Raw genomic sequence first — 24,909 nt, forward strand, 5'->3', positions numbered from 1 at the left:
AGGGGGCCGCTATTCCTTGGCCCGCTTTGCTTTTGGGGGCGCCGTACGGGAGCGAAAACGGCTATTTCAGCCGTTTTTGCATGTACGACCAAAAGACTGAAAACTCTTAAGCTGACTCATTGCAAGAGGGATAGATTCAACAAGGAGAGGTGCATCCGCTTGGGCGAACGTTCCGGTAAACGAGAATTACCGCTTCTCCCGCTGCGTGGCTTGCTTGTGTATCCGACTATGGTGCTCCATTTGGACGTGGGACGTGAAAAGTCTATTCGTGCCTTGGAGCAAGCGATGGTGGACGACAACAAGATCTTGCTTGCGACACAGGAAGAAGTACACATAGAGGAACCAGATGCTGAGCAAATCTACAGCATCGGAACTGTTGCGCGCGTAAAACAGATGCTGAAGCTGCCAAACGGTACAATCCGTGTATTGGTAGAAGGCTTGCAGCGTGCCAAAATCGAGGAATATCTTCAACAGGAAGATTATTTCGTCGTGTCCATTACATATTTGCAGGAAGAAAAAGCGGAAGAAAACGAAGTGGAAGCGTTGATGCGTTCGCTGCTCAACCACTTTGAGCAATACATCAAGCTGTCGAAAAAGGTTTCCCCGGAGACGCTCACATCCGTACAGGACATCGAGGAGCCGGGCAGACTTGCTGACGTGATTGCTTCTCATTTGCCTTTGAAAATGAAGGACAAACAGGAAATTCTCGAGACGATTAACATCCAGGAGCGTCTGGAGATCCTGCTCACGATCCTGAACAACGAGCGCGAGGTGCTGGAGCTCGAGCGCAAGATCGGCAACCGCGTGAAGAAGCAGATGGAGCGCACGCAAAAGGAATACTACCTCCGTGAGCAAATGAAAGCGATCCAGAAAGAGCTGGGCGACAAGGACGGTCGCCAGAGCGAAGTAGATGAGTTGCGTGCTCAGCTGGAAAAGTCCGATGCACCTGAGCGAATCAAAACCAAGATCGAAAAAGAGCTGGAGCGCCTGGAAAAAATGCCGTCGACCTCTGCGGAGGGCTCTGTCATTCGTACGTATATCGATACGCTGTTTGCGCTGCCGTGGACAAAGACGACCGAGGATAACCTCGATATCAAGCATGCAGAGGAAGTGCTGGACGAAGATCACTACGGTCTGGAAAAGCCAAAAGAGCGCGTGCTGGAGTACTTGGCTGTCCAAAAGCTCGTCAATTCCATGCGTGGCCCGATTCTTTGTCTGGTCGGCCCTCCAGGGGTAGGGAAAACGTCACTCGCTCGCTCCGTTGCTCGTGCATTGGGCCGTGAGTTTGTCCGTATTTCCCTCGGTGGCGTGCGGGACGAAGCAGAGATTCGTGGTCATCGCCGCACATACGTAGGGGCCTTGCCAGGACGGATTATCCAGGGGATGAAGCAGGCTGGCACGATTAATCCAGTATTTTTGCTGGATGAGATCGACAAGCTCGCCTCTGACTTCCGCGGCGATCCTGCATCCGCTCTGCTGGAAGTGCTCGACCCGAACCAGAATGACAAGTTTAGCGACCATTATATAGAAGAAACGTACGACCTGACGAACGTGATGTTCATTACGACGGCGAACAGCCTCGACACCATTCCGCGTCCGCTGCTCGACCGGATGGAGGTCATCTCGATCTCCGGCTATACCGAGCTGGAGAAGCTGAACATCCTGCGTGGCTACCTGCTGCCGAAGCAAATGGAAGACCATGGTCTCGGTAAAGATAAGCTGCAAATGAATGAAGATGCGATGCTAAAGCTGGTGCGTTTGTACACGCGCGAAGCCGGGGTGCGCAATCTGAATCGCGAAGCGGCAAACGTATGCCGAAAAGCGGCCAAGATCATCGTGAGCGGAGAGAAAAAGCGCGTAGTGGTTACGGCCAAAACGCTGGAAGCTTTGCTCGGAAAACCTCGCTATCGCTACGGCCTGGCTGAGAAACAGGATCAGGTGGGTTCCGTCACAGGATTGGCATGGACACAGGCTGGCGGCGACACGCTGAATGTGGAAGTGAGCATTTTGGCGGGGAAAGGCAAGCTGACCCTGACCGGACAATTGGGCGACGTAATGAAAGAGTCGGCGCAAGCTGCATTCAGCTACATCCGCTCCCGTGCCAACGAATGGGGAATCGACCCGGACTTCCATGAGAAGAACGACATCCACATCCACGTACCAGAAGGAGCGATTCCAAAAGACGGTCCATCTGCAGGGATTACGATGGCGACTGCATTGGTGTCTGCTCTGACAGGAATTCCAGTGAAAAAGGAAGTCGGAATGACGGGCGAAATCACCCTGCGTGGACGAGTGCTCCCAATTGGTGGCTTGAAAGAAAAATGCATGTCTGCACACCGCGCAGGCTTGACGACGATCATTTTGCCAAAGGACAACGAAAAAGACATCGAGGACATTCCAGAAAGCGTTCGCGAAGCCCTAACTTTCTATCCGGTTGAGCATTTGGACGAAGTGCTGCGGCATGCTCTAACGAAACAACCGGTAGGTGACAAGAAATGAAAGTAACATCATCCGAGTTTATCATAAGCGCTGTTGGACCCAAGCAATACCCGGAGGACGGCCTGCATGAGATCGCTCTCGTGGGCCGTTCCAACGTCGGTAAGTCATCCCTTTTGAACAAAATGATGAATCGCAAAGGTCTGGCGCGTATCAGCTCCCGTCCAGGGAAAACGCAAACCTTGAACTACTTCCGCGTCAACAACATGCTCTATTTCGTAGACTTTCCTGGCTACGGCTACGCGAAAGTAGCGAAGACCATCAAAGAGCAATGGGGCAAGATGATTGAAGGCTATTTGAAAAATCGCCAGGAGCTGCGCTTTGTGATTCAGCTGGTCGATATTCGCCATGCACCGAGCAAGGACGATATCGCCATGTACGACTGGTGCAAGCAAATCGGGATTCCGACTGTGGTGGTTGCGACCAAAGGCGATAAGATTGCACGTGGACGCTGGCTGCAGCATACAAAAGTAATCCGTCAAAGTCTGCGTTTGCGCGGGGATGACACAATCATCGTCTTCTCCTCGGAGACAGGACAGGGAAAAGATGAGCTATGGGGAGAAATTCTCCGCCGCTTGCGTGGTGGCGATCAGACGGCAGAAGTGGCGGAGACATCCGTGGAAACTCCTGCGCCTGTAGCAGGTAAAAACGACTGACGCTATTTCCGGAGGGGAAGGGGAGGCAGCATTCGTGAGCGAGGTTGCACGCTTTGCCATACGCGGCGTAATCGAAGGTTTTTACGGAACGCCCTGGACGCATGCAGAGCGGCTGGACATGATCCATTTCCTGGGCAGACATGCCTACAACACCTACTTTTATTCCCCCAAAGATGATTTGTACTTGCGGGAGAAATGGATGGAGAAGCATCCAGAAGCGGCTGAGCGTGAAATTGATGAGCTGATCCGGCAGACCGTAAAAGACAAGGTCCAATTCGTCTACTGCCTCAGTCCGGGATTGAGTATGGAGTACAGCAATCAGGAGCATACCCACTTGCTTTTGAGGAAATACCGCACGATGTACGACAAAGGGGTTCGGTTTTTTGCTCTGCTGTTTGATGATATTCCGATGCACCTCCTGCACGCGGCGGATACAGCGCGATACGATCATTTGGCGGCAGCCCATGTCGATGTCACAATGCGTGTGTGGAGCGAGCTGAAAAGCTGGTCGCAGTCGATCAAACTGGCAATCTGTCCAACCCAGTACAACGGACTTGGAAAAGAACCGTACGTCCAGTATTTGGGCATGCATCTGCCAGCGGGGATTGATCTTTTCTGGACAGGTCGTTTTGTCTGCTCCCCGTTTTTAACGGATGGCGACGCACAGCGATTTCAGAACTATACGAATCACAAGCCTTTGTACTGGGACAATTATCCTGTGAATGATTTGGCGATGGCAAACGAGCTGCATATCGGTCCGCTGCGTCACCGGGACCCCGATCTGTGGAGTCATTCGGAAGGCTACGTGGCGAATGCGATGTCCAGGCCGGAATGCTCGAAGATTCCTTTGATTACGACGGCGGCTTACCTGCGCGATCCGCTGGGCTACGATCCGCAGACGGCGTGGGAAGAAGCTGTAAATGAGGTCGTCGGTGAAAAGGACGCAGCTGCCTTTATGCGCTTCGCTGATAACGTGCAGAGCTCCTTTCTGAACGAAATCGAATCTCCGCGGATGATGGAAGCCCTGCTCAAGTTTCGCTTTCAATTTCTTCAGGGAGATCGACAGGAGGCGGTAGCGCAGCTGCAGTCTCTGTTTGTCGAGATGGAGGAAGCCGCAGAGCAGCTGCTACAGGGAATGACCAACCAAAAGCTCGCACTCGAATGCAGGCCATGGCTTGAAAAGTACCGCCACTGGGCGAAAGTCGGCCAATCGGCTGTCGGTCTGGTCGAGGCAGGGACGAGTGGAAGGCTGACGCAGGCTGCCTTTCACCTGCTGAAGCTGAAGCAATGGTTGAAGCGGACGGAGAAGCTGCCGCAAAAAGTATGCGGGCAAGTCATGAATCTGTTTGTAGAGGCGGTCATGCAGGAAGTTCGGAAAGCTACCTGATTGCCCGTACACAAAAAAGGTTCCCCTCTCGATTTAGGAGAAGGGAACCTTTTTGTATCAGAGGGGACTTATGCAGATTCGCTGCCATCGTTTGGCTTGTTCTTTTGTACCCGGCTGCTGCGGATCCATTCCTGAATGGGCAGCTCTGCCAGTATCATTCCGATGAAGATGAGCAGACAGCCGACGAGCTGTCGTCCGTTCAACACTTCATGGATGAAGATGTAGGAGGTCAGTGCGGCGAATACGGGCTCCAGTGCAAAGATAAGCGCGACCCTGGTCGAGCTGGTCTGCTTTTGCAGGGCCGTTTGTGCCAGAAAAGCCAAGGCTGTTGCAAAGATGGAAGTGATGATGAGCCCGAAAGCAACTTCTGTCTGGAACAAAATGTGCGGATCAAAGGCACGGCTGTAATCCTCAAAGAAGAACGCGTAGATCCAGCTCATGATCGCTACGGTTCCGAGCTGGGTGATGGCTAGCGGCAGGGCGGAAAAGTGCGGCGCGTACTTTCCGGTAAAGACGATTTGCATCGCAAAGCAGATCGCACAGCCAAAGACGAGAATGTCACCCAGATTGAAAGAGAACTCTTGATTTTGTGTCAGAAGGTATAGACCAAATGCTGCAAGGATAACCCCGACGACTGCTGCGGGTTTGGCACGCTCTTTTAATAGAAGCACGGAGAACAGCGGTACTAGAACGACAGACAGACCTGTGATGAAGCCTGCTTTCGATGGCGTCGTGTAGAGAAGCCCCACGGTTTGCAGAGCGTAGCCGAGGCAAAGCCAAAACCCGAGGATCACGCCGGATTTGACCAGCTGGCGGCTCCAATCCTTCCAACGATGACGGTACAAGAAGACTTGTATGATGAGCAAAAAGAGTGCAGCGATGGTAAAGCGAACCGCATTAAACGTGTTTGGAGGAAGCAACTCGATCGCCTGTTGGACGACCAGGAAAGTAGACCCCCAGATAAAAGCGATTAATAGCAATGTGAAATCTGCCACCCATGGTTTTTTCAATGCTTCTAATCTCCCCTCCACCAACATTCGAAATGTTATGGTTTTTCTTTTTATCTAGCCTGCATCTTAAGCCATTCTACAGGGGAAAGCAAGGGAATGGAACCATGAGTTTCGACATGAAAACCGACTCCGCCGAATGGAAAGTGCACGCCGTTAATAAATTTTTCACAATTACTCGTGGTCGATTCTGGACATAATGTTATAATAATAGTGCATTTTACACATGGTGTATGTAAGCACGTCATGCTGGGAGGACATTATGGATATTCTTTTGCTGGGCCTCAATTATAAAACGGCGCCTGTCGAAATACGCGAAAAATTTACGTTTAGTGACGATGGGACCGCCCGTGCTCTTCATCTACTCTCCCAGACGAAGAGTATTGCGGAATGTATCATTCTCGGTACGTGCAATCGCACGGAGATTTATGTCGTATGTGATCAGGCCAACATCGGCCGTGACTATACACGCCGCTTCTTAGCGGAATGGTTTGGTGTGGAGAAAGAGCAATTTAAGGATCATTTGTATATAAAGGAAAACGAAGAGGCGATTGACCATCTGTTCCGTGTATCCTCTGGACTGGATTCCATGGTCGTAGGAGAGACGCAGATTTTGGGACAGGTGCGTGACGCTTTCTTGCTGGCGCAGGAGCATGCGACGACGGGCACTGTGTTTAATATGCTGTTCAAGCAAGCGATTACGTTTGCCAAGCGTGCGCATACCGAGACAGCGATCGGTCAAAATGCCGTATCCGTCAGCTACGCGGCTGTAGAGCTCGGGAAGAAGATTTTCGGTTCCTTTGCAGGGAAATCGGTGCTGATCGTAGGGGCAGGCAAGATGAGTGAGCTGACAGCCAAGCATTTGCATGCGAACGGTTCGGAAAAAGTGATTGTGGCCAATCGCACACTGGAAAGAGCGCAGCTGCTGGCAGAGAAATTCAAAGGGGATTCCTGTACGATGGAGCAGCTGCCAGCGGCGCTGCTCGAAGCAGACATCGTCATCAGCTCGACTGGGGCAAACGGCTACGTCCTGGGGAAAAACGAACTTGCTCCGATCATGAAAAAGCGCAAGCATCGTCCATTGTTCATGGTCGATATCGCGGTACCGCGTGATTTAAACCCTGATTTGCACGATCTGGACAATGTATTTCTCTATGATATCGACGATCTGGAAGGCATCGTGGCGAGCAACGTGGCTGAGCGTTCCCGTGAAGCAGATCGCATCGATGCCATGATTCAGGACGAGATCCTCGCTTTTTCCAACTGGTATCAGACGCTTGGCGTGGCACCTTTGATTGCCGCTCTGCGCGAAAAGACGCTGGGTGTCCAGGCGGAAGCGATGCGCAAGATCGAAAACAAGCTGCCTAACCTGACAGAGCGCGACCTACATATCATTCGCAAGACGACAAAAGGGATCGTGAATCAGCTCATGCACGATCCGGTGGTGCGCTTGAAAGAGATGGCGGCTTCAAAAGATGGCGAGGAAGTTCTGGAGATGTTCGCCAAGATGTTTGCCTTGGAGGATATTTTGGAGCGTACCGAAAAGGAAGCCAAGTGGGCAGACGAGAAAACCAAACAAGTAGCTGCTCCCGCGCCCGCGATTAGAGCAAACCGATAGAAACCGATGGGAAAGAGGGGAGAGAGTGCATGGCCGAGGTGAGATGGATCTACGACCTGACGATCTTTCTCTACGCTGCAAGTGTTCTCTTCTATTTTAACGACTTCTTGCAAAGCAACCGGAAAGTCAATCGTTTGGCTTTCGGGTTGCTTGTTGTCGTTTGGGCCTTGCAAACTGCTTTTTTTGTTTCACAGACAATCATGAAGACGTATTTTCCTGTCATCACTTTGTTTGAAACGCTCTTTTTTTATTCATGGGTACTGGTAAGTCTCTCACTTGCCATTCACTATTTTTTTCGAATAGACTTACTGGTGTTTTTTACGAATATTATCGGGTTTGTCGTTCTGGTCATGTCCATGTTTTTACCGGAGACACCGATCGTTGCTGTATCAAGCGTTTTGCAGTCCGAGCTGCTGTTGACACATGTAACGCTGGCGATGTTCAGCTACGGCGCATTTTCCTTGTCCCTGATTTTTTCCGGCATGTACCTGCTGCAGCATAAAATGCTCAAGGAACGCAGGTGGACACCGCTGCTGCGGAGGCTCCCGAGCCTCGATCAGCTGGAGAGCTACGCGTACCGGATGAACATGCTCGGTGTGCCTATGCTATTGCTTTCGATTGTATTGGGGATTATTTGGGCGAAAATGGTACTGCCGGATAAATTCATGCTGGATGCCAAGGTGGTTCTTTCTCTCATCGTGCTAGCCAGCTATTCCTTCTGGGTTTATAAAAGATACAGGGATACGATGCCGATTCGCAAAATGCAGATTTGGAACATCCTTGCATTCGCCTTGCTTTTGATCAACTTTTTTGGAGCGAACTCTTCAACATTTCACAGCTGGTGGTAAAGCTGTTCTAGGAGGCAGTCATGAAAAAATGGAACGTGGGTACGCGGCGTAGCAGATTGGCGCTGATTCAGACGAATTGGGTGGTAGACCGTCTCAAGGAGATGGCGCCGGAAGCGGATTTTGCTCTGCACGAGATCGTGACCAAGGGAGACCGCATCCTCGATGTGACCTTGTCCAAGGTCGGGGGAAAGGGCTTGTTTGTAAAAGAGATTGAACAGTCTCTGTATGATAAAGAAACGGATTTTGCCGTACACAGCTTGAAGGACATGCCTGCTGAGCTTCCGGAGGGGCTGGTCATTGGCGCGATTCCCAAACGAGTGGATCCGCGAGATGTACTGCTCTCGAAGGACGGAAAAACGCTGGATGCACTCCCCGAAGGAGCAATAGTGGGTACGAGCAGTCTGCGCCGTGCCGCACAGCTGATGGCGTATCGTCCTGACATCCAGATCGAGTCCTTGCGCGGAAACATTGACACGCGTATGCGCAAGCTTGCGGAAGGAAACTTCGACGGGATCATCCTGGCCGCAGCTGGATTGGAGCGCGCGAGCTTCGATGGAACGATCTCGCAGTACCTGCCGGTCGAAATCTCTTTGCCTGCAGTAGGGCAGGGTGCACTCGCAATCGAATGCCGTGCTGATGATACAGAGACGCTGGAGCTGCTGCGTCAGCTGGATCACCAACCGACGAGATTGGCGGTAACAGCTGAACGCAGCTTCCTGCACAAGCTGCAGGGCGGCTGCCAGGTGCCGATCGGTGCGTATGCGACGATCGGAGAGGGCGACTTGATCACGATGACAGGAATGGTCGGTTCCCCAGATGGCAAGCAAATGTTTAAAAATACCGCGAGCGGTACGGATCCTGTTGCTCTGGGCATACAAGTAGCGGAGGCACTGCTTGCCCAAGGCGCCGGAGAGGTGCTGGCACAAGTGCTGCGGGAGAATGAGCAATGAGTATGACGGATGCGCAGCTCGAATCTGCTGGACCGCTGGCAGGCAAGCGCATCATGGTCACGCGGGCTCGCAGCCAGGTGCGGGAGCTCGTAGGAAAGATAGAAGCTCTGGGAGGAGAGGCTTATGCTTTTCCTCTTCTGAAAATGGTTGCGCCCGATGATCCAAGTCAGGTGGATGAAGCGATTGCTCAGCTCGAGACCTTTGACTGGCTGATCTTTACCAGTGTGAATGGCGTTCAGTTCTTTTTGGAGCGGATGCGAGCCGTCGGAGCAGGAATCGAAACGATCCGCGCCGAGGTGGCAGCCGTTGGCCCGAAAACAGCCGCAGCTTTGCAAAAAGAGGGGCTGACCGTTGCTGTCATCCCGTCGGATTATGTAGCGGAAGGGCTGCTTTCGAGCTTGCATGATCGGCTTGTTCCCGGTCAGCGCGTGCTGCTCCCGAGGGCGGACATTGCTCGCAAAGCTTTGCCGCAAGAATTGGTTCGACTAGGATTGGAAGTGACGGAAGTAGATGTGTATCATACCGTCATCGATGCTGAGCTGGCACCTGAAGCGGCTCGGCGTATTCAAAACCACGATATTGATGGAATCCTGTTTACCAGCTCTTCCACCGTGACTCATTTTGTGCAGGCCATGGCTCCTTTTGCCCAGGAAGGATGGCTCGATCAGGTGACAATCGCCTGTATCGGTCCCATCACAGCGGAAACGGCACAGAAAAACGGGCTGAAGGTTCAGGTGGTCGCAACGGAGTTTACCGTGGAGGGCTTGCTTACAGCTTTGATAGAGAATCTGGGAGGGAATGGACATGGCACAAACATTTGACCGTCATCGCCGCCTGCGTAGTAGTGCGGCCATGCGCAATCTGGTTCGGGAAAACCACGTACGGATGGAGGACCTGATCTACCCGTTGTTCGTGGTAGAAGGAAACAATGTGAAAAAAGAGATTCCTTCCATGCCAGGCGTGTATCACTTTTCCCTGGATCAACTGGCGATCGAGATGAAGGAAGTGGTTGCAGCAGGTATTGAATCGGTCATCATGTTTGGTGTACCGGAAGAGAAAGATGCGTGCGGTACCGGCGCATACGATGACAGTGCGATTACCCAGCAGGCGATTCGTCTGATTAAAGAAGCTTACCCAGAAATGATCGTGATCGCGGACACCTGCCTGTGTGAGTATACCGATCACGGACACTGTGGCGTCATCCACGATGGAGATGTGGACAACGACGAGTCGCTCAAGCTTTTGGCGCAAACGGCTGTTTCCCAGGCGAGGGCAGGAGCTGACATCATCGCGCCTTCCAACATGATGGACGGCTTTGTGATTGCCATTCGTGAAGCGCTCGACGAAGCTGGCTTTACGCATATTCCGATCATGTCCTATGCGGTTAAATACGCTTCTGCCTTCTACGGTCCTTTCCGCGATGCAGCGAATTCTGCTCCGCAGTTCGGCGACCGCAAAACGTATCAAATGGATCCGTCCAACTCGCGGGAGGGCTTGCGTGAAGCTGCCTCAGACGTAAAAGAGGGCGCGGACTTCCTGATCGTCAAGCCAGGCTTGGCTTTCATGGACATGGTGGTGCGTCTGCGTGAAAACTTCAACCAGCCTATCGTGGCTTACAACGTGAGCGGCGAGTACTCCATGGTGAAGGCAGCAGCTGCCAATGGCTGGATCGATGAAGAGCGTATCGTGATGGAGACATTGGTCGGCTTCAAGCGTGCGGGTGCCGATCTGATTATTACATATCACGCCAAAGACGTTTCCAAATGGCTGAAAGGGTGACGAGAGCATGAAGAGAGAAAAATCGACACAGCTCTTTGCGGAAGCACAGCACTACATTCCAGGAGGGGTTAACAGCCCGGTACGTGCTTTCAAAAGTGTAGGCGGCAACCCGGTTTACATCGAAAAAGGAGAAGGCTCCCATATCTTTGATGTAGACGGCAACAGCTATATTGATTACATCGGATCCTGGGGTCCGCTGATTCTCGGCCATGCGCATCCACGCGTGCTGTCAGCGATTACGGAAGTCGCAGCACTTGGAACCAGCTTTGGCGCACCGACAGAGCGCGAAACAGAAATGGCAAAGCTCGTATGCGAGCTGGTGCCATCGGTAGAGGTCGTACGGATGGTAAACTCCGGTACCGAAGCGACAATGAGCGCATTGCGCCTCGCTCGCGGCTACACCAAGCGCAATAAAATCATGAAATTCGAAGGCTGCTATCACGGCCATGCCGACAGCCTTCTGATCAAGGCCGGTTCCGGTGTCGCGACGCTCGGACTGCCTGACAGCCCAGGTGTACCTGAAGGAACCGCGATCAATACCATTACCGTTCCGTACAACGATCTGGAAAGCGTAAAGCTTGCTTTCTCCTCGTATGGAGACGATATCGCTGCAGTGATCGTCGAGCCGATCGGCGGCAACATGGGGGTAGTTCCTCCGGTTGCAGGCTTCCTGGAAGGCTTGCGTGAAATCACACAGCAATACGGAGCACTGCTCATTTTCGATGAAGTGATGACAGGCTTCCGTGTCGCTCGCGGTGGAGCACAGGAGCTGTTTGGTATCACACCTGATCTGACCACGATGGGGAAAGTGATCGGTGGCGGACTGCCAGTCGGGGCATACGGCGGCAAACGGGAAATCATGCAGCAAATCGCACCGGCGGGTCCTATCTATCAGGCAGGGACACTCTCCGGCAACCCGCTGGCGATGGCTGCAGGTCTGACAACGCTGCAAGAGCTCAGCAAACCTGGCGCTTACGAGTATCTGGAAAAGCTGTCTGCGCGTCTGGCAGAAGGCTTGGCGGACAATGCAGCGAAGCTCGGCATCCCGCATACGCTCAATCGCGTTGGCTCCATGGTCTGTCTGTTCTTTACCGATACACCGGTCATCAACTACGAAACAGCCAAAACCTCCGATCTGGAGCGTTTCTCTGCCTACTTCAGCCATCTGCTGGAGGAAGGCATCATGATCCCGCCGTCCCAGTTTGAAGGCATGTTTGTCTCCCTGGCGCACACGGAAGCGGATATCGAGAGAACGATCGAAGCAAGCTATCAAGCGATGAAAAAACTGTAGGAAGTATACTGAGAGCTTCTCCTGAACGGATCAGGAGGGGCTTTCTTTTTTGGCAAGCAGTCCTTGGGATTATGGTAAAATAGAAGAAAAAAATGGAAATAGGGGCGTGAAGCAGGTGGAAGGGAGCATCGTGGTCGTACCACAGAAGTTGCTGATTGGAGTGAGCTTTTCAGGGACTTTCCCAGCCCTGGTTGCAGAAATGCCAAAAGTATGGGAATTGTTTTTGCAAAGACAGCCAGAAATTGCCCACGTGATCGACCCGCATGTCCGTTACGACATTAGCAGCGAAAATCAGAAGTACCAATTCTTTACGGAGTACATCGCTGTCGAAGTGGAAGCCTTTGCCCAGATTCCCGCAGGTATGGTCGGTTTGACGCTGCCCGAGAAAACCTATGCCCGTTTTAGGCATGAAGGCTCCATGGAGCAGGTGCAGCAAACATATCTCGGTGCGTTCCAATGGGTAAAAGACAATGGGCATCTGGTAGATGAGCAAGCGCTGCGTATGGAGCGGTACGACGATCGGTTCGTCCCCTCGGTGCATGCTTCCGAGCGCAAAGAAAATGCGTACGAAATCTACCTGCCCCTGATTTCCTAGTCCGGGACTGACCGCCGGCTGTTCGATCACTCGTGTACGAGCCTCACCAAAAGAGGGAATACTATCCTTGGAAAGCTCTATTGAAAAAAGCCTGGAAAGGAAGATCACATTTGGAAAAACAGATACAGCTCGAAAATGATGTGCATGTCGTCTATCAGGAGGAAGGCAGCGGTCCGAAAACGGTGGTTTTGCTGCACGGTTTTTGCGGCAGCTCTGGTTATTGGCAGAAGGTTCTCCCTGCGCTTTCTCAATCCTTTCGCGTCATCGCGGTTGACCTGAGGGGTCATGGGGGCAGCTCTGCTCCAGAAGAGACGTATACGATGGAAACATTTGCAGAAGATCTCGCCCAATTTGCGGACAAGCTGGGGCTGGGACCCATTCATTTGTTTGGGCATTCGCTGGGCGGATATGTGACCCTCGCTTTCGCGCAGAAGTATCCGGACAAGCTGGCCAGCTTTGGGCTGATCCATTCGACAGGCTATCCAGACGATGAGGCAGCGAAGGCAAATCGGGACAAAGGGGCTGAAAACATTCGGGAAAACGGCATGGAGCCATTTATCAAGGCACTGATCCCGAAACTGTTTGCGCCTGGTCATGTGGCGACGATGCCTGAAAACGTGCAGCTGGCAAAGGAGATCGGACTGTTCACGAAGCCAGTCGGAGCCATTCAGACATTAAAAGGGATGCGCGATCGGAGAGATCGTACCGAAGTGCTGCAGCAAACCAAGCTACCTGTGCTTTTAGTCGCGGGTGAAGAGGATCAGATCATTCCTGCTGAAAAAACGTTCACTGCAAATGGGGAAAACATCGAGCAAGTGAAACTGCAGGGTGTTGGTCATATGGGGATGCTGGAGGCTCCGGAACAGCTGACAGAAGCAATCGTCCGTTTCGTGTCGAAAAATTAGATAATTCTCACCAATGACCTAGTAAATTTTGCTATAATGGACAAGGAAATTCTATCAATATAGATACATATGAGAGAGGGGAATTCCCAAATGAAAAAGGCACGTCGTATTACGATGACAGCTTTTGCATCGGTGGTCTTTGCTTCCATGATGGCTACCTCTGCATTTGCTGCACCGCTTCATCCTGTACAGCACGCTGACTGGATGGTCAAAAAATCCATCATCTCCGCTGGTCAAAACGGCGATCTGGCTCTGGATCGCAGCGTAACACTTGCAGAAGCAACGGTTGTCTTTGCAAAACTGAAAGGCGCACAAATCGCTGCACCTGCAAAAGGCGAAAGCTGGTCTGCTCCTTACCTGGCTTGGGCAAAAGCACAAGGCGCTGTCTCTGCAGAGGATGCGGGAAAAGCAGCGCAAGTTCTCACTTCCACCAAGCTGGCAGAAGTAGCAAGCAAGCTGGGCTACAAGCTCGCATTGGAAAACAAAGCGACAGTAACGCGCGGCGATTTCTTCAACGCCTTGGGTGAAGCTGCTACTACGCATATCACGCTTGCTCATACCAACGATACACACGGACATATCCAAGAAGACACCGCACAAAAAGAATTCGGCTATGCAAAAATCGCTACGCTCATTAAAGAGTGGCGCGCAGAAAATCCAAACTTCTTGCTGCTGGATGCAGGTGACACCTTCCAAGGAACGGTATTTGTGAACCAGTTCAAAGGGGAGTCCATCCTGCCTATCCTCAACAGCCTGGACTACACGCTGATGACGGCTGGTAACCACGAGTTTGACTTTGGCTACGAGCAGTTGCTGAAGCTGCGCGATTCCCTGGATCATCCCGTGATCAATGCAAACGTATTTACCGCAGATGGCAAAAACCTGCTGGTACCGACGTACAAAGCGGAGATCGGCGGCAAGAAGTTTGCGTTTGTGGGCTTTGTAGCAGAAGATACGCCTGTTCTGACTCACCCGAACAACGTAAAAGGCCTGACGTTCAAAAGCCCGGTAGAAGTGGCGAAAACAATCGTGCCTGAGCTGAAAAAGGAAGCCGATCACGTAGTGGTAGTCTCCCATATCGGTGTGGACGTAGACCGTGAAATCGCGAAAAACGTACCGGGAATCGATCTGATTGTAGGCGGTCACTCCCATACGCCACTGAAAGCACCAGAAGTAGTAAACGGCACCTACATCGTACAAGACTGGGAGTACGGCAAGTCTCTCGGACGTGCTGACCTGTACTATCTGGGCGAAGAGCTCGTTGCCTTCTCCGGCGGATTGAAAGAGTACGATGAAACCGTCCAAGCGGATCCAGAAGTGGACAAAATGGTAAAAGACATCGTGTCTCAGATTGACAGCGTAATGAACGTAGTGATCGCGAAGTCCGAAGTACCTTTGGATGGCGACCGCGCACTGGTTCGTGCGAAAGAAACCAACGTCGGAAACCTGATCGCGGACATCATGCTGGAGCGCACGCAGTCCATCAAAGGCCATGAAGCAGATGTAGCACTGGCAAATGGCGGAGGAATCCGTACCCAGCTGAACGCAGGCGACATCACCAAGAAAAACCTGTACACGCTCCTGCCGTTTGAAAACAATACCTTGTCCATCGTAGAAGTAACCGGCGAAGAGCTGAGAGCAGCGTTGGAAAACGGGGTAAGCCAAGTGGAAACGGGTGCTGGGCGCTTCCCGCAAATCAGCGGCATGAGCTTCACGTACAACCCGACCAAACCGGCTGGCGAGCGTGTGATCGAGGTAAAGGTTGGCGACAAGCCGCTTGACCTGACCAAAACGTATAAAGTCGCTACTATTGACTTCCTGGCAGCTGGCGGAGATGGCTATGAGTCCTTCAAAAAGCCATTCTTCAACACAGGCTTGTCGATGTACAGTGTCGTAGAAGAAGCACTGATCAAGCGCCAAGTGGTCAATCCAAAAGTGGAAGGCCGCATTGTAGAGGTAAAATAAGGACGGTAAGCAAGGGCAGGGCGCTGCAAGGCACCCTGTCCTTTTCTTCGTAAAGTACCTTGCAATATACAGTACCTGTTTGGTAAACTTTGACATGGGTGATGGACATTGAATGTGCAATTTAAAAAAGGCGTTTTGGAGCTTTGTGTCTTGGTTTTGACGGCCAAGCGTGACAGGTACGGCTACGAGCTTGTTGCGAGCATCTCGGAAAAGTTTCACATCGCCGAAGGTACGGTCTATCCCTTGCTGCGTCGGTTGACTCAGGATGGTTACTTTACCACGTATCTGATGGAATCACAGGAAGGGCCGCCGCGCAAATACTACCGGTTGACAAAGCAAGGGCGTGAGTATATGAACGATCTTGTTTTGGAGTGGCGCATTTTTGACCGCGGTGTCAACCAGATCATAGGGGAGGGACTCGGTTATGACGAGACGTGAGTTCATGGATGAAATGGGCTCGTTGCTAAGTGAATTGCCAGACAAGGAACGGCTCGATATTTTGGCAGACTATACCGAGCATTTTTTAATGGGGATACAGGAAGGGAAAAATGAGCATGAGATCGCAGAGGCATTGGGAAGTCCCAAGCTGCTGGCTCGTGAGCTGCTTGCAGGGTACCGGATCAATCAGGCGCAGTCCAACGCTTCCGTGGGAAATATGACGCGTGCCATCGTGGCCACTGTCAGTCTCGGATTTTTTAATTTGATCTTCGTACTTGGGCCGTTCTTGGCTTTGATCGGGGTGCTGATCTCCTGTTATTGTGTAGCTGTGACTCTACTGGCGGCGCCGCTGGGGATGGTGGTACAGTACGGTATCCCAACGGTATCCCAGGAAAGGCTCTTTTTGCTGTTCGGCAGTCTGGCCTCTGTTGGATTGGGCGGCATGCTGATCATCGGCCTGCTGCGTCTGACCAGATGGATGTATCGGCAATTTTTGCGGTATCTCCAGTTCAACGTGCAAATGATCAGGGGGAAATAAAATGAGAAACGTAGCAAAGAAGCTGTTCGGTCTCTGCTTGCTGCTCTTTATCATTGGGGTAGCCGGACTTGGTTGGCTATTTTCCAAGCAGGAGCAGTTCGCATTTTCCTTAAAGACAGTCGATGAGGCTCGATCCATAGAACAGAAGGTCAAAGCTCTGGATTTGTCGGTCGACACGACGGATGTCCTGATCCAAAAGAGCGATACGGGTTCGACCACGGTCCGGCTCGTAGGGGAAACGGCAGAAGACGATGTGGGCAGAATTCAATTCGAGAGCAATGTGGACGCAGAGGGAATGCTGCGCGTGAGTGTGCGCAAGCCCATGCAGTTCAAGCCGTTTTTCATGGGGAATGGCCATTTGCGGGTAGAGGTCATGCTGCCGGAAGCGGTCTACGATTCCATTTCCCTGGAAACGGCTACGGGCGATATCAAGAGCGAAGCGATCGCAGCCAAGGAAGCAAATGTGACCTCGAGCACGGGGGATATCGACATCGCAGGATTTACGGGAGACAGGCTTACTCTCGAAACGGATACCGGGGATATGAAGCTTTTGAACATTCGCTCGGCTCTGACGATCGAAAGCAGTACAGGAGACGTGTCCAAATTAGCGCTGCCTGAGCTTGCGCACGATGTGGATATTCGTACGGATACGGGAGACATACGCCTCCTCACTGAGAAAAAGCCACAAGAAGCCAAATTGGAGCTGCAAACGGATACAGGCGATATTCAAGTGGATTGGCCAGGGTTGAATTACGAGCAAAAAGAAGAGCATTACGTGAAAGCATCCGCTGGTTCGGGTGGCTCCATTCTTTCCGTAAAAACATCGACAGGCGATATTCGCATTCAATAGGGGAAGATTGGAAAGACTGATGGAATAGCTTGGCAAAACGAGAAACGAAAAGATTTTGACACAAAAGGTCCCTACATTGTCGAATGCCCAATGGTATCATAGTGTAGGGGAAGATTCTTGTGTAAAGAGAGGTTTATTCATGACCGCAAAACCATTTAACGATACGTTTTTGAAAGCATGTCGAAAGGAAGCGACGGACCATGTACCAGTTTGGTACATGCGGCAAGCTGGACGTTACCAGCCTGAATACCGTGCGATCCGGGCGAAGCATAGCTTTTTTGAAATGAATTACATACCGGAAGTCTGTGCGGAAGTAACGCGTTTGCCAGTGGAGCAGCTGGGCGTGGATGCAGCTATCCTGTTTGCCGATATTATGACGCCACTCAAGCCGATTGGGGTCGATGTGAACATTGAATCGGGAATTGGTCCGGTGATTGCCAATCCGATTCAGTCGCTTGCAGATGTACAGCGACTGCATGAGCTGGAACCAGAAACGCATGTTCCGTACATCTTGGAGTCGATCAAGATTTTGCGCCAGCAGCTGTCTGTGCCACTGATCGGTTTCGCGGGTGCGCCGTTTACGCTTGCCAGTTATATGATCGAGGGCGGTCCCTCCAAGCATTACCATAAAACCAAAGCATTCATGTATACCGAGCCACAAGCATGGCAAGCGCTGATGGACCGACTGGGCGACTTGACGATTACGTACCTCAAAGCACAGGTCGCAGCAGGCGCACAGGCTGTTCAGGTGTTTGACTCGTGGGTAGGCGCATTGAACGACGAGGATTACCGCGAATATATTACTCCAGTGATGACCCGCATTTTCCATGCATTGAAGGACACGGGCGTTCCTACCATTTACTTCGGAATCGGTGCGGGACATCTCTTGATGGACTGGAATGCTCTTCCGGTGGACGTCGTGGGTCTGGATTGGCGCACGTCGATCACCACGGCGAGAGAAATGGGTGTAACCAAGACGCTGCAGGGCAATCTGGATCCAACCTTGCTCTTGGCGCCATGGGAAAAGCTCGAATTCAAGGCAAAGGAAATTTTGGATGAGGGAACCCGTCAGCCAGGATTCATTTTCAATCTGGGCCACGGTGTCTTCCCTGATGCGAAGGTAGAGACTTTGCAAAAGCTGACCCAGTTCATTCACAGCTACAAACGCAACGTGTAAGCCAGGAGGCGTATGGACGATGGCAAAAAGAAAGACCGGGCTGCTGCTGATGGCCTATGGCACACCGCGCAGCAGCGAGGATATTGAACCGTACTACACACATATCCGACGCGGAAGAAGACCTCCACAGGAGCAGCTGGACGATCTGAAGGCACGCTATGAGGCAGTCGGAGGGCTGAACCGTTTCGCTGAGATTACAGACGAGCAAGTAGCGGCATTGGTGAAGGAAATGAACGCGCGATATCCGGATCGGGAGTTTGTCGGATACCTCGGCCTGAAGCACATCGCACCTTTTATCGAGGATGCCGTGGAACAGATGAAGCAGGACGGAATCACGGAAGCGGTCAGCCTGGTCCTCGCGCCGCACTACTCCAGCTACAGCGTAAAAGAGTACAACGGCCGGGCCAAGGAGCATGCCGAGGCGATCAATGGCCCAGAGATTCACAGCATCGAGAGCTGGTATCTCGAGCCAGGCTTTATCGACTACTGGGTCAAAGCGATCATCGATACGTTTGCCCAAATGCCGGCTGAGCATCGGGAAAAGGCAGTCGTTATTTTTTCTGCCCATAGCTTGCCGGAAAAAATCTTGAAAGCGGGAGATCCGTATCCGCGCCAGCTGGAGGAAACCGCCAAGCTGATTGCGGAAAAGTCGGGGATTCCTGATTTTGCGATCGGCTGGCAAAGTGCGGGCAACACGCCTGAGCCATGGCTGGGTCCCGACGTTCAGGATCTGACACGCGAGCTCTATTCGAAATACGGCTTTACCACTTACGTATACTGTCCAGTTGGTTTCGTTGCCGAGCATCTGGAAGTGTTGTACGACAACGATTATGAATGCAAGACGGTCACGGAAGAACTGGGCGTCCAATATTACCGCCCGCCGATGCCGAATGCCAGACCTGCTTTTATCTCCTGTCTGGCCGATGCCGTCGGGAAAAAGCTGGCGGACTAGGGGATCGATTGGGATGAGTGACAAAACGTATCATATTACGATTGTAGGTGGCGGCATCACAGGTTTGACCGCCGCCTTTTATTTGCAGAAGGAAATTGAAGCAAAAGGCTTGCCGATTCAGTTCCAGCTTCTTGAGGAAAATGGACGACTCGGAGGCAAGATTCAGACATGGCGGCATGAAGGCTTTGTCATCGAGCAAGGGCCAGATTCCTTCCTGGAGCGAAAAACAAGCGCGGCGCAGCTAGCGACGGATCTCGGGCTTGCGCAGGAGCTCGTTCGAAACAGCACGGGACAGGCCTACATCTGGCACAACGAACGGCTGACCCCGATTCCAGAAGGGGCCGTCATGGGTGTTCCCACGAAGCTCATGCCGTTTGTCACGACCGATCTGATTTCCTGGTCAGGGAAAATTCGTGCCGCTGCTGACTTGATCTTGCCTGCATCAAGTGGTGACGGGGACATCTCAGTCGGAGAATTTTTCCGCCGCCGCTTGGGTGATGAGGTCATTGAAAATCTGATTCAGCCGTTGCTGTCTGGCGTCTACTCGGGCGATATTGACAACCTGAGTCTCCTCGCCAGCTTCCCGCAATTCGCCCAGATGGAGAAGCAGCACCGCAGCCTCATCCTGGCTATGAAAAAGTCTAGGCCGCAGGTGAAGGTGCAAGGAAAGCCCAAAGGAATTTTTCTCACCCTGAAAAACGGTTTGGAATCGTTGGTTGAGGGGATTGAGAAGGAGCTGCCTGCCAGTGCCATCCGTAAAAATACAGGGGTCAAAGAGCTGCTGAAGCAGGAATCCGGAAAATATACGCTCGTCATGAAAGACGGGGAGCGGATGGAAACAGATGCTGTTTTGTTCACCGTTCCTCATGCTGTTGCCGAACCGTTATTACGTCCTTATATGTCTGTACCTTCCTTGCCACAGGCAAAGCCCCATATGGTGGCTACGATCAGCATGGCGTTTCCGGAATCAGCTGTTGATTTAGGCTTGGAGGGAACGGGCTTTATCGTTCCTCGCAACGCTGGTGCGAAAATAACAGCGTGTACATGGGCGCATCGCAAATGGCCGCATACGACTCCCGCAGGAGCGGCACTGCTGCGCTGTTTCGTAGGGAAAGCCAAGGAGCAATCGTTCATGGAGCTGACCGATGAAGAAGTCATGGAGCTTGCGCTGCGCGATTTGCACAAAACCATGACGATCCGCCAGAAACCAGACTTCTACCGCGTGACGCGATTGCAGAACGCCATTCCGTACGTCGTGGGCCATCAGGCATGGGCCAGGGACGTTTCCGAAAAAGTGGCAAACAGCCTCCCGGGAGTCATGCTGGCAGGAGCATCGTACAACGGTGTAGGTGTGCCGGATTGCATCGATCAGGGGAAAAAGGCTGTACCCCATTTGCTAGAAACTGCTCAGAGATTGAGAAAATGATGATCAGTGCAAAGAAGCCTCGCTTGTGGAGCGGGCTTCTTTTTTATGCTTTCGAACCCGGATCATCGTGAAGTTCCGCAGCTGCCGCAGAAAGGAAAAGCTGGCCGAGGAAAAGGGAGAAAATTTTCCTCCCCTCCGCCAAAGCTCGAACCTAAGCCAGCATTTTCCCATCCTGCATGCCTTTCAGCGTTTCTGGAATTTCCGGTGCTAAACGACTTGTCCTGTCCATATAGTATAGGGAAATGTCCTGCACCTGAAAGGAGGAGCATGAATGGCATTACAGGATGGATTGCTCTCGTTTGCCATCAAGGAGACCATTTTCCTCTCATCCGATAGAGCTGGAATAGGCGAGTTGCAAGAGCTGGAACTGGTACCGGATGTAGAGGTATTGGAGAATGAATCCTACATCTCCATCACAGGCTGCTTGCAGTTGTTCGGGAAGTACGAGCCGATCAGGGATACCGCTGCGGCGAACGGCGGTGGAACGGAAACTCTGGTTGAGGCAATGACTTTCGCGCCGTTTCGGCCAGAAGGTTCGGAGGGGCCGTATTATGGCTGGGAGGAGCAGATCAGTCATCGCGTTCCGCTCAACATCACGATTCCACTAGAGCGTATTGCGGAGATCGGCGATATCTACGCGATCGTGGACAGCTTTGACTACAGCATGGAATCCCCGCATCAACTGCTGATCGAAGCAGAGCTGAAGATTGTTGGCATCGTGCTTTCGGATCAGACGGCAGAATCGCCTGCTCAGCCAGAGTCTGCCCGTCAGGAAGAGGAGGCATGGGAGTTTGCCCATGTGGCATCCGATCAACCAGACAACGTTGTGGAGCCCGCTTCACTCGAGGAAATCGAGCAAAAGCTGGTTGAGCTTGAGCAGCAGATGGAGAGGCAGGCAGAACCAATCGCTTACGAGGAAGAAGACTCGACCTCGTTATACAATGCACCGGCTGTCGAGGTTTCAACACATGACTACTACCAGCCTCAAAGCTATGGGGAAGTAACCGAATCGACAGAGGAGCAGCCTACCTATTATCCGCAAGAGGCGTATACCGATACGTCGATAGCCTGGGGAGCAGATACACCCGCTATCGAATCAGCGGGATATGAGGAGTCTCCTGTTTATGAACCACAAGTAACGAATGCGGATCAGGTAGATAATCAATGGGGCGATGCTCCCCTGCAGAGAGAGGAGCCGGAAGAAGCGACACTGGCTATTCACGACCATCACGATCCGGATTTTACGCCGGTAGCTACGGAAGAGACGGCGGAGGCAGAAGAGCAGGCAGAGGAAGCTGCTCCGGTAATGGCAGAGCCAGAAGCCAGTGAAGAAATTGAACTGCGTGTAGCGATTTCAGGCAAGCCTTCGCGTGAAGAGACGGGAAATGTCAATATTACTTCCATCTTTTCGCAAGCCAGTCGTGCAAAACAGGAAGCATTGGCCCAGGAGGCAGCAGAATCCTCCAGCTCCTCACGCAGGGGAGGCTCGACAGCCAATGCCACTCCGTCCACTGTGGAAGCGATGCAAAACCTGACCTCCTTTATTCGCCATAAAGAGGAGCGCTCCAGTCGTTTGAAGATGTGCATTATTCAGCGAGACGAGACTTTGGAGCTGATCTCCCAGCGCTATTCCCTGCCCGTTTCCAAAATTGTGGAAGTGAATCGACTCGCATCGGAGCAGCTTGTCGCCGGACAAATCCTGTACATTCCACAGTGAGGAGTGGGGGACCGTGGACAAGATCGATTTATCCGAGGTTTGTCAAAACTATCGAGCACGCGTAATCCGTGTCACGCCACTCGATGATTGCTATTTGCTGGAGACAAACCGGGGCCCCAAAGAACTGCATGTCTGGCCGCGTATCGACGTGATGCGCTGGTCGTTTGCCTGGCGCGAACGACTGGCGCGTCAAGGTTTTCGTGAGGTGGAGCGCTTTATCCGCACACGCGAGTCCAAACCGTACGTCCTCGTAGGCAAGCAGGGTGTCACGATGACCGATCACGTTAGGAAGCTGGAGGTGTTTCATCCTGAGCGGGATACGGCCTATCAAAGTGGGCGTGTCGTCGCCATGATGCATCTCTCCCAACAGGAAAGCAATTTGCTGGCGGGTGCTGATTATTTACGGCAGGAGCAGATGAAGGCAGAGACGGAGTGGACGCGGGCCAAGTCCCTGTTCGAATCCTATCGTGCCAAATTCGCCAAGGAAAAAGGAGAAAAGCGCTGGGTAGGCAGCTTGATGCAGCCATTGCTGCAGCGAATGGAACGCTCGGTCACGATGCTCGGAGATGACCGGATCGCAGCGGATGTGCTCAGTGTTTCTCATAAAGATCTGATGCCTGACAACTGGGGACTTGCCAACGGAAGGCTGCATTTGCGCGGTTTCTTCCGACCGGCTCTCTCCGTCCAGCAGCGTGACGTAGCGGGATATTTACGCCACCTGTATTTGACGCAGCTCGATCTGAATCAAGTCGATGCTTTTCTGGATGGCTATGAGGAAGTGAAGCCCCTCACCCGTGAAGATTACACCTTGATGCTCGCATTTATGGCACGTCCAAGGGAGATTTGGCGGAGTGTGGAAGCCTACGTCAATCGCGTTTCGAAAAGCAAGGAAATGCCGATAACCGGAATCGAGCAGGCCATTAAAAGCCAGCAGTCCGTGGATGTTTTGCTGCGGCACATTGCTGACCGGGCCGAGCGACCAAGGAGTGAGAGCGCCAATGAGCCGCTTTGAAGACATCTTCCCACTGTTTCAGGAGTATGACATGTTTGCCCAGAACATCGATGTCCTGAAGGAGCCAAACGTCTTCAAGGCGATCACTCCGTATGGCTCGTACGTCTGCAAACGAACACAGGCTCCTGGACAGCGCCTTCTCTATGTGAGTGATGTATTGCGTCAGCTGAAACGAAGGGGATGGGATGGGGCTGTCCCTTTTTTGCACACCAAATATGACGATCCGTTCGTCCAATACCAGGATGCAACCTACTACCTGACCTCCTGGCAGCCGAACAGTGAGCCGGGAGAGGATCAACCGCTTGCTTGGGCTACCCCTACCTTGGAGCGTTTGGCAGAGCTTCACCACTTGACGCAAAATTACCGCTTCGACGATCCGCGGCAGGTGGAGCCGTTGATTGATTCCTTGCTCAATCGCTGGCACTATTGGCAAAAGCAAGTGGATAAGGCGGCACAAATTGCAAGCGAGCGTCCCTATCAGTCTCCGTTTGATTTGGTCTTTCTAGCAAATCGAGCGTTCATCGCAGAGCTGGCCAAGTCAGCTGCGGATCTGTTACTTGACTGGAGGGAGCGACACGAGACGCACGCGCATTTTCGACTGTCGTTGATCCATGGCTCCCCGCATCCTGCCCACGTCATATTGGACCGCTTTGGAAAAGGCAAGCTGCTGAATTTCGATCGTGCGACATTCGATACGCCAATCAGGGATTTGACCTTGTTTTATCGGACGTACTTTCAAATGGCTGGAGATGAAACCGGCGCTTCGCAGCTTTTCCGTCATTACTCCGCCATCTTCCCGCTGCGGCCCGAAGAGATCGAGCTGTTGGCTGCATTTCTTTCGTATCCGGAGCGCATCATGCGGGATGTCGATATCTACTACAATGGCCGTCAGGAATGGAGCGAGTTGTATGCCGTCAAACGGCTGGAAAAAGATATGGACCGCTTGATGCGGCTGCATCGTTGGGTCCAGCAAGCGTTTTAGGGAGCAGCGTCTCACGTGTGGGGCGTTGTTTTTCTTTGTGTTAGCACCAATCCAGCGCTATTGCTACATAGGTCAACGCCAGGATTCCCAGGATGACGACGTCAAAGGAGGTTGGCAAAATGATCGTGCGCACGAATTGAAAGATAATCAGGGGAATCAACACTTGCTTTAATCCGTATTTGATACGCAGGTAGGTAGGATTGTACTTCCAGCGAAAATTCATCACAATCACCTCATTACTATCCTATGCGCCAATGGAAGGGACAGTGCTAGATAGGCAAAAAGATGAGGAGCAGGCTGATCGGGAAGCGAGGGCTGGC

General features: G+C 52.3%; 23 protein-coding genes. 21 read left to right on the plus strand and 2 right to left on the minus strand.

Translation table 11 applies throughout. The features are described 5' to 3' along the window. The first annotated feature begins 159 nt into the window (after window positions 1-159). From lon to EDM59_RS17525, 3 genes are read left to right on the plus strand one after another with little or no spacing between them, the layout of a single operon-like run. Window positions 160-2,499: an endopeptidase La gene (lon, locus tag EDM59_RS17515; RefSeq protein ID WP_122924767.1), complete on the plus strand. Its 2,340-nt coding sequence runs from the start codon at window positions 160-162 to the stop codon at window positions 2,497-2,499. Next, window positions 2,496-3,152, plus strand: a complete 657-nt coding sequence (gene yihA, locus EDM59_RS17520) for a ribosome biogenesis GTP-binding protein YihA/YsxC (protein ID WP_122924768.1) — start codon at window positions 2,496-2,498, stop codon at window positions 3,150-3,152. The genes lon and yihA overlap by 4 nt, the downstream gene beginning before the upstream one ends. 34 nt (window positions 3,153-3,186) lie before the next feature. Further along, window positions 3,187-4,539: a protein O-GlcNAcase gene (locus EDM59_RS17525; protein WP_122924769.1), complete on the plus strand. Its 1,353-nt coding sequence runs from the start codon at window positions 3,187-3,189 to the stop codon at window positions 4,537-4,539. A 68-nt stretch (window positions 4,540-4,607) separates the two neighbouring features. Here EDM59_RS17525 and EDM59_RS17530 read toward each other — a convergent pair whose 3' ends face one another. Continuing rightward, a complete protein-coding gene (locus tag EDM59_RS17530) occupies window positions 4,608-5,549 on the minus strand; it encodes a DMT family transporter (protein WP_246011092.1) in 942 nt (313 codons plus the stop codon). 259 nt (window positions 5,550-5,808) lie between these two features. Here EDM59_RS17530 and hemA point away from each other — a divergent pair, with 259 nt between their 5' ends. From hemA to EDM59_RS17625, 18 genes are all read left to right on the plus strand, one after another. Beyond that, window positions 5,809-7,164, plus strand: coding sequence for a glutamyl-tRNA reductase (hemA, locus tag EDM59_RS17535; protein WP_122924770.1), 1,356 nt, complete (start codon window positions 5,809-5,811; stop codon window positions 7,162-7,164). A 29-nt stretch (window positions 7,165-7,193) separates the two neighbouring features. After that, window positions 7,194-8,012 (plus strand): cytochrome C assembly family protein, encoded by an 819-nt coding sequence (locus EDM59_RS17540; protein ID WP_122924771.1) that lies wholly within the window; start codon window positions 7,194-7,196, stop codon window positions 8,010-8,012. A gap of 20 nt (window positions 8,013-8,032) precedes the next feature. Beyond that, on the plus strand, window positions 8,033-8,962 hold the full coding sequence (gene hemC, locus EDM59_RS17545) for a hydroxymethylbilane synthase (protein WP_122924772.1): 930 nt from the start codon (window positions 8,033-8,035) through the stop codon (window positions 8,960-8,962). Beyond that, on the plus strand, window positions 8,959-9,783 hold the full coding sequence (locus EDM59_RS17550) for a uroporphyrinogen-III synthase (protein ID WP_246011093.1): 825 nt from the start codon (window positions 8,959-8,961) through the stop codon (window positions 9,781-9,783). The genes hemC and EDM59_RS17550 overlap by 4 nt, the downstream gene beginning before the upstream one ends. Continuing rightward, window positions 9,767-10,741 (plus strand): porphobilinogen synthase, encoded by a 975-nt coding sequence (hemB, locus tag EDM59_RS17555; protein ID WP_122924773.1) that lies wholly within the window; start codon window positions 9,767-9,769, stop codon window positions 10,739-10,741. Before EDM59_RS17550 ends, hemB begins: the two co-directional genes overlap by 17 nt. A 7-nt stretch (window positions 10,742-10,748) precedes the next feature. After that, on the plus strand, window positions 10,749-12,032 hold the full coding sequence (gene hemL, locus EDM59_RS17560; protein ID WP_122924774.1) for a glutamate-1-semialdehyde 2,1-aminomutase: 1,284 nt from the start codon (window positions 10,749-10,751) through the stop codon (window positions 12,030-12,032). 49 nt (window positions 12,033-12,081) lie between these two features. Beyond that, window positions 12,082-12,627: a GyrI-like domain-containing protein gene (locus EDM59_RS17565; RefSeq protein ID WP_246011094.1), complete on the plus strand. Its 546-nt coding sequence runs from the start codon at window positions 12,082-12,084 to the stop codon at window positions 12,625-12,627. Window positions 12,628-12,737: 110 nt separating this feature from the next. After that, a complete protein-coding gene (locus tag EDM59_RS17570) occupies window positions 12,738-13,532 on the plus strand; it encodes an alpha/beta fold hydrolase (RefSeq protein WP_122924775.1) in 795 nt (264 codons plus the stop codon). A gap of 90 nt (window positions 13,533-13,622) precedes the next feature. Then, a complete protein-coding gene (locus tag EDM59_RS17575) occupies window positions 13,623-15,497 on the plus strand; it encodes a bifunctional metallophosphatase/5'-nucleotidase (protein ID WP_122924776.1) in 1,875 nt (624 codons plus the stop codon). Window positions 15,498-15,605: 108 nt separating this feature from the next. After that, complete coding sequence (locus EDM59_RS17580; RefSeq protein ID WP_092269654.1) at window positions 15,606-15,935, plus strand: PadR family transcriptional regulator; 330 nt, start codon at window positions 15,606-15,608, stop codon at window positions 15,933-15,935. Then, on the plus strand, window positions 15,922-16,473 hold the full coding sequence (locus EDM59_RS17585; RefSeq protein WP_122924777.1) for an HAAS signaling domain-containing protein: 552 nt from the start codon (window positions 15,922-15,924) through the stop codon (window positions 16,471-16,473). The genes EDM59_RS17580 and EDM59_RS17585 overlap by 14 nt, the downstream gene beginning before the upstream one ends. 1 nt (window position 16,474) lies before the next feature. Continuing rightward, on the plus strand, window positions 16,475-17,323 hold the full coding sequence (locus EDM59_RS17590; RefSeq protein WP_122924778.1) for a DUF4097 family beta strand repeat-containing protein: 849 nt from the start codon (window positions 16,475-16,477) through the stop codon (window positions 17,321-17,323). 139 nt (window positions 17,324-17,462) lie between these two features. After that, window positions 17,463-18,500, plus strand: a complete 1,038-nt coding sequence (gene hemE / locus EDM59_RS17595) for a uroporphyrinogen decarboxylase (protein ID WP_122924779.1) — start codon at window positions 17,463-17,465, stop codon at window positions 18,498-18,500. A gap of 19 nt (window positions 18,501-18,519) precedes the next feature. Continuing rightward, a complete protein-coding gene (hemH, locus tag EDM59_RS17600) occupies window positions 18,520-19,452 on the plus strand; it encodes a ferrochelatase (protein ID WP_122924780.1) in 933 nt (310 codons plus the stop codon). Between the two features lie 13 nt (window positions 19,453-19,465). Further along, window positions 19,466-20,878, plus strand: a complete 1,413-nt coding sequence (gene hemY, locus EDM59_RS17605) for a protoporphyrinogen oxidase (RefSeq protein ID WP_122924781.1) — start codon at window positions 19,466-19,468, stop codon at window positions 20,876-20,878. Between the two features lie 271 nt (window positions 20,879-21,149). Then, window positions 21,150-22,595 carry a LysM peptidoglycan-binding domain-containing protein gene (locus tag EDM59_RS17615; RefSeq protein WP_122924783.1) on the plus strand — a complete coding sequence of 482 codons (1,446 nt, stop codon included), beginning with the start codon at window positions 21,150-21,152 and terminating at the stop codon, window positions 22,593-22,595. 13 nt (window positions 22,596-22,608) lie between these two features. Next, window positions 22,609-23,607: a phosphotransferase gene (locus tag EDM59_RS17620; protein WP_122924784.1), complete on the plus strand. Its 999-nt coding sequence runs from the start codon at window positions 22,609-22,611 to the stop codon at window positions 23,605-23,607. Next, on the plus strand, window positions 23,594-24,589 hold the full coding sequence (locus tag EDM59_RS17625) for a protein kinase family protein (RefSeq protein WP_122924785.1): 996 nt from the start codon (window positions 23,594-23,596) through the stop codon (window positions 24,587-24,589). The genes EDM59_RS17620 and EDM59_RS17625 overlap by 14 nt, the downstream gene beginning before the upstream one ends. A 40-nt stretch (window positions 24,590-24,629) precedes the next feature. Here the strand turns inward: EDM59_RS17625 and EDM59_RS17630 are convergent, their stop codons facing one another. Beyond that, window positions 24,630-24,812, minus strand: coding sequence for a hypothetical protein (locus tag EDM59_RS17630; RefSeq protein ID WP_174769294.1), 183 nt, complete (start codon window positions 24,810-24,812; stop codon window positions 24,630-24,632). Window positions 24,813-24,909 lie beyond the last annotated feature (97 nt).

This window comes from Brevibacillus nitrificans, assembly GCF_003710965.1.
Classification (GTDB): domain Bacteria; phylum Bacillota; class Bacilli; order Brevibacillales; family Brevibacillaceae; genus Brevibacillus; species Brevibacillus centrosporus.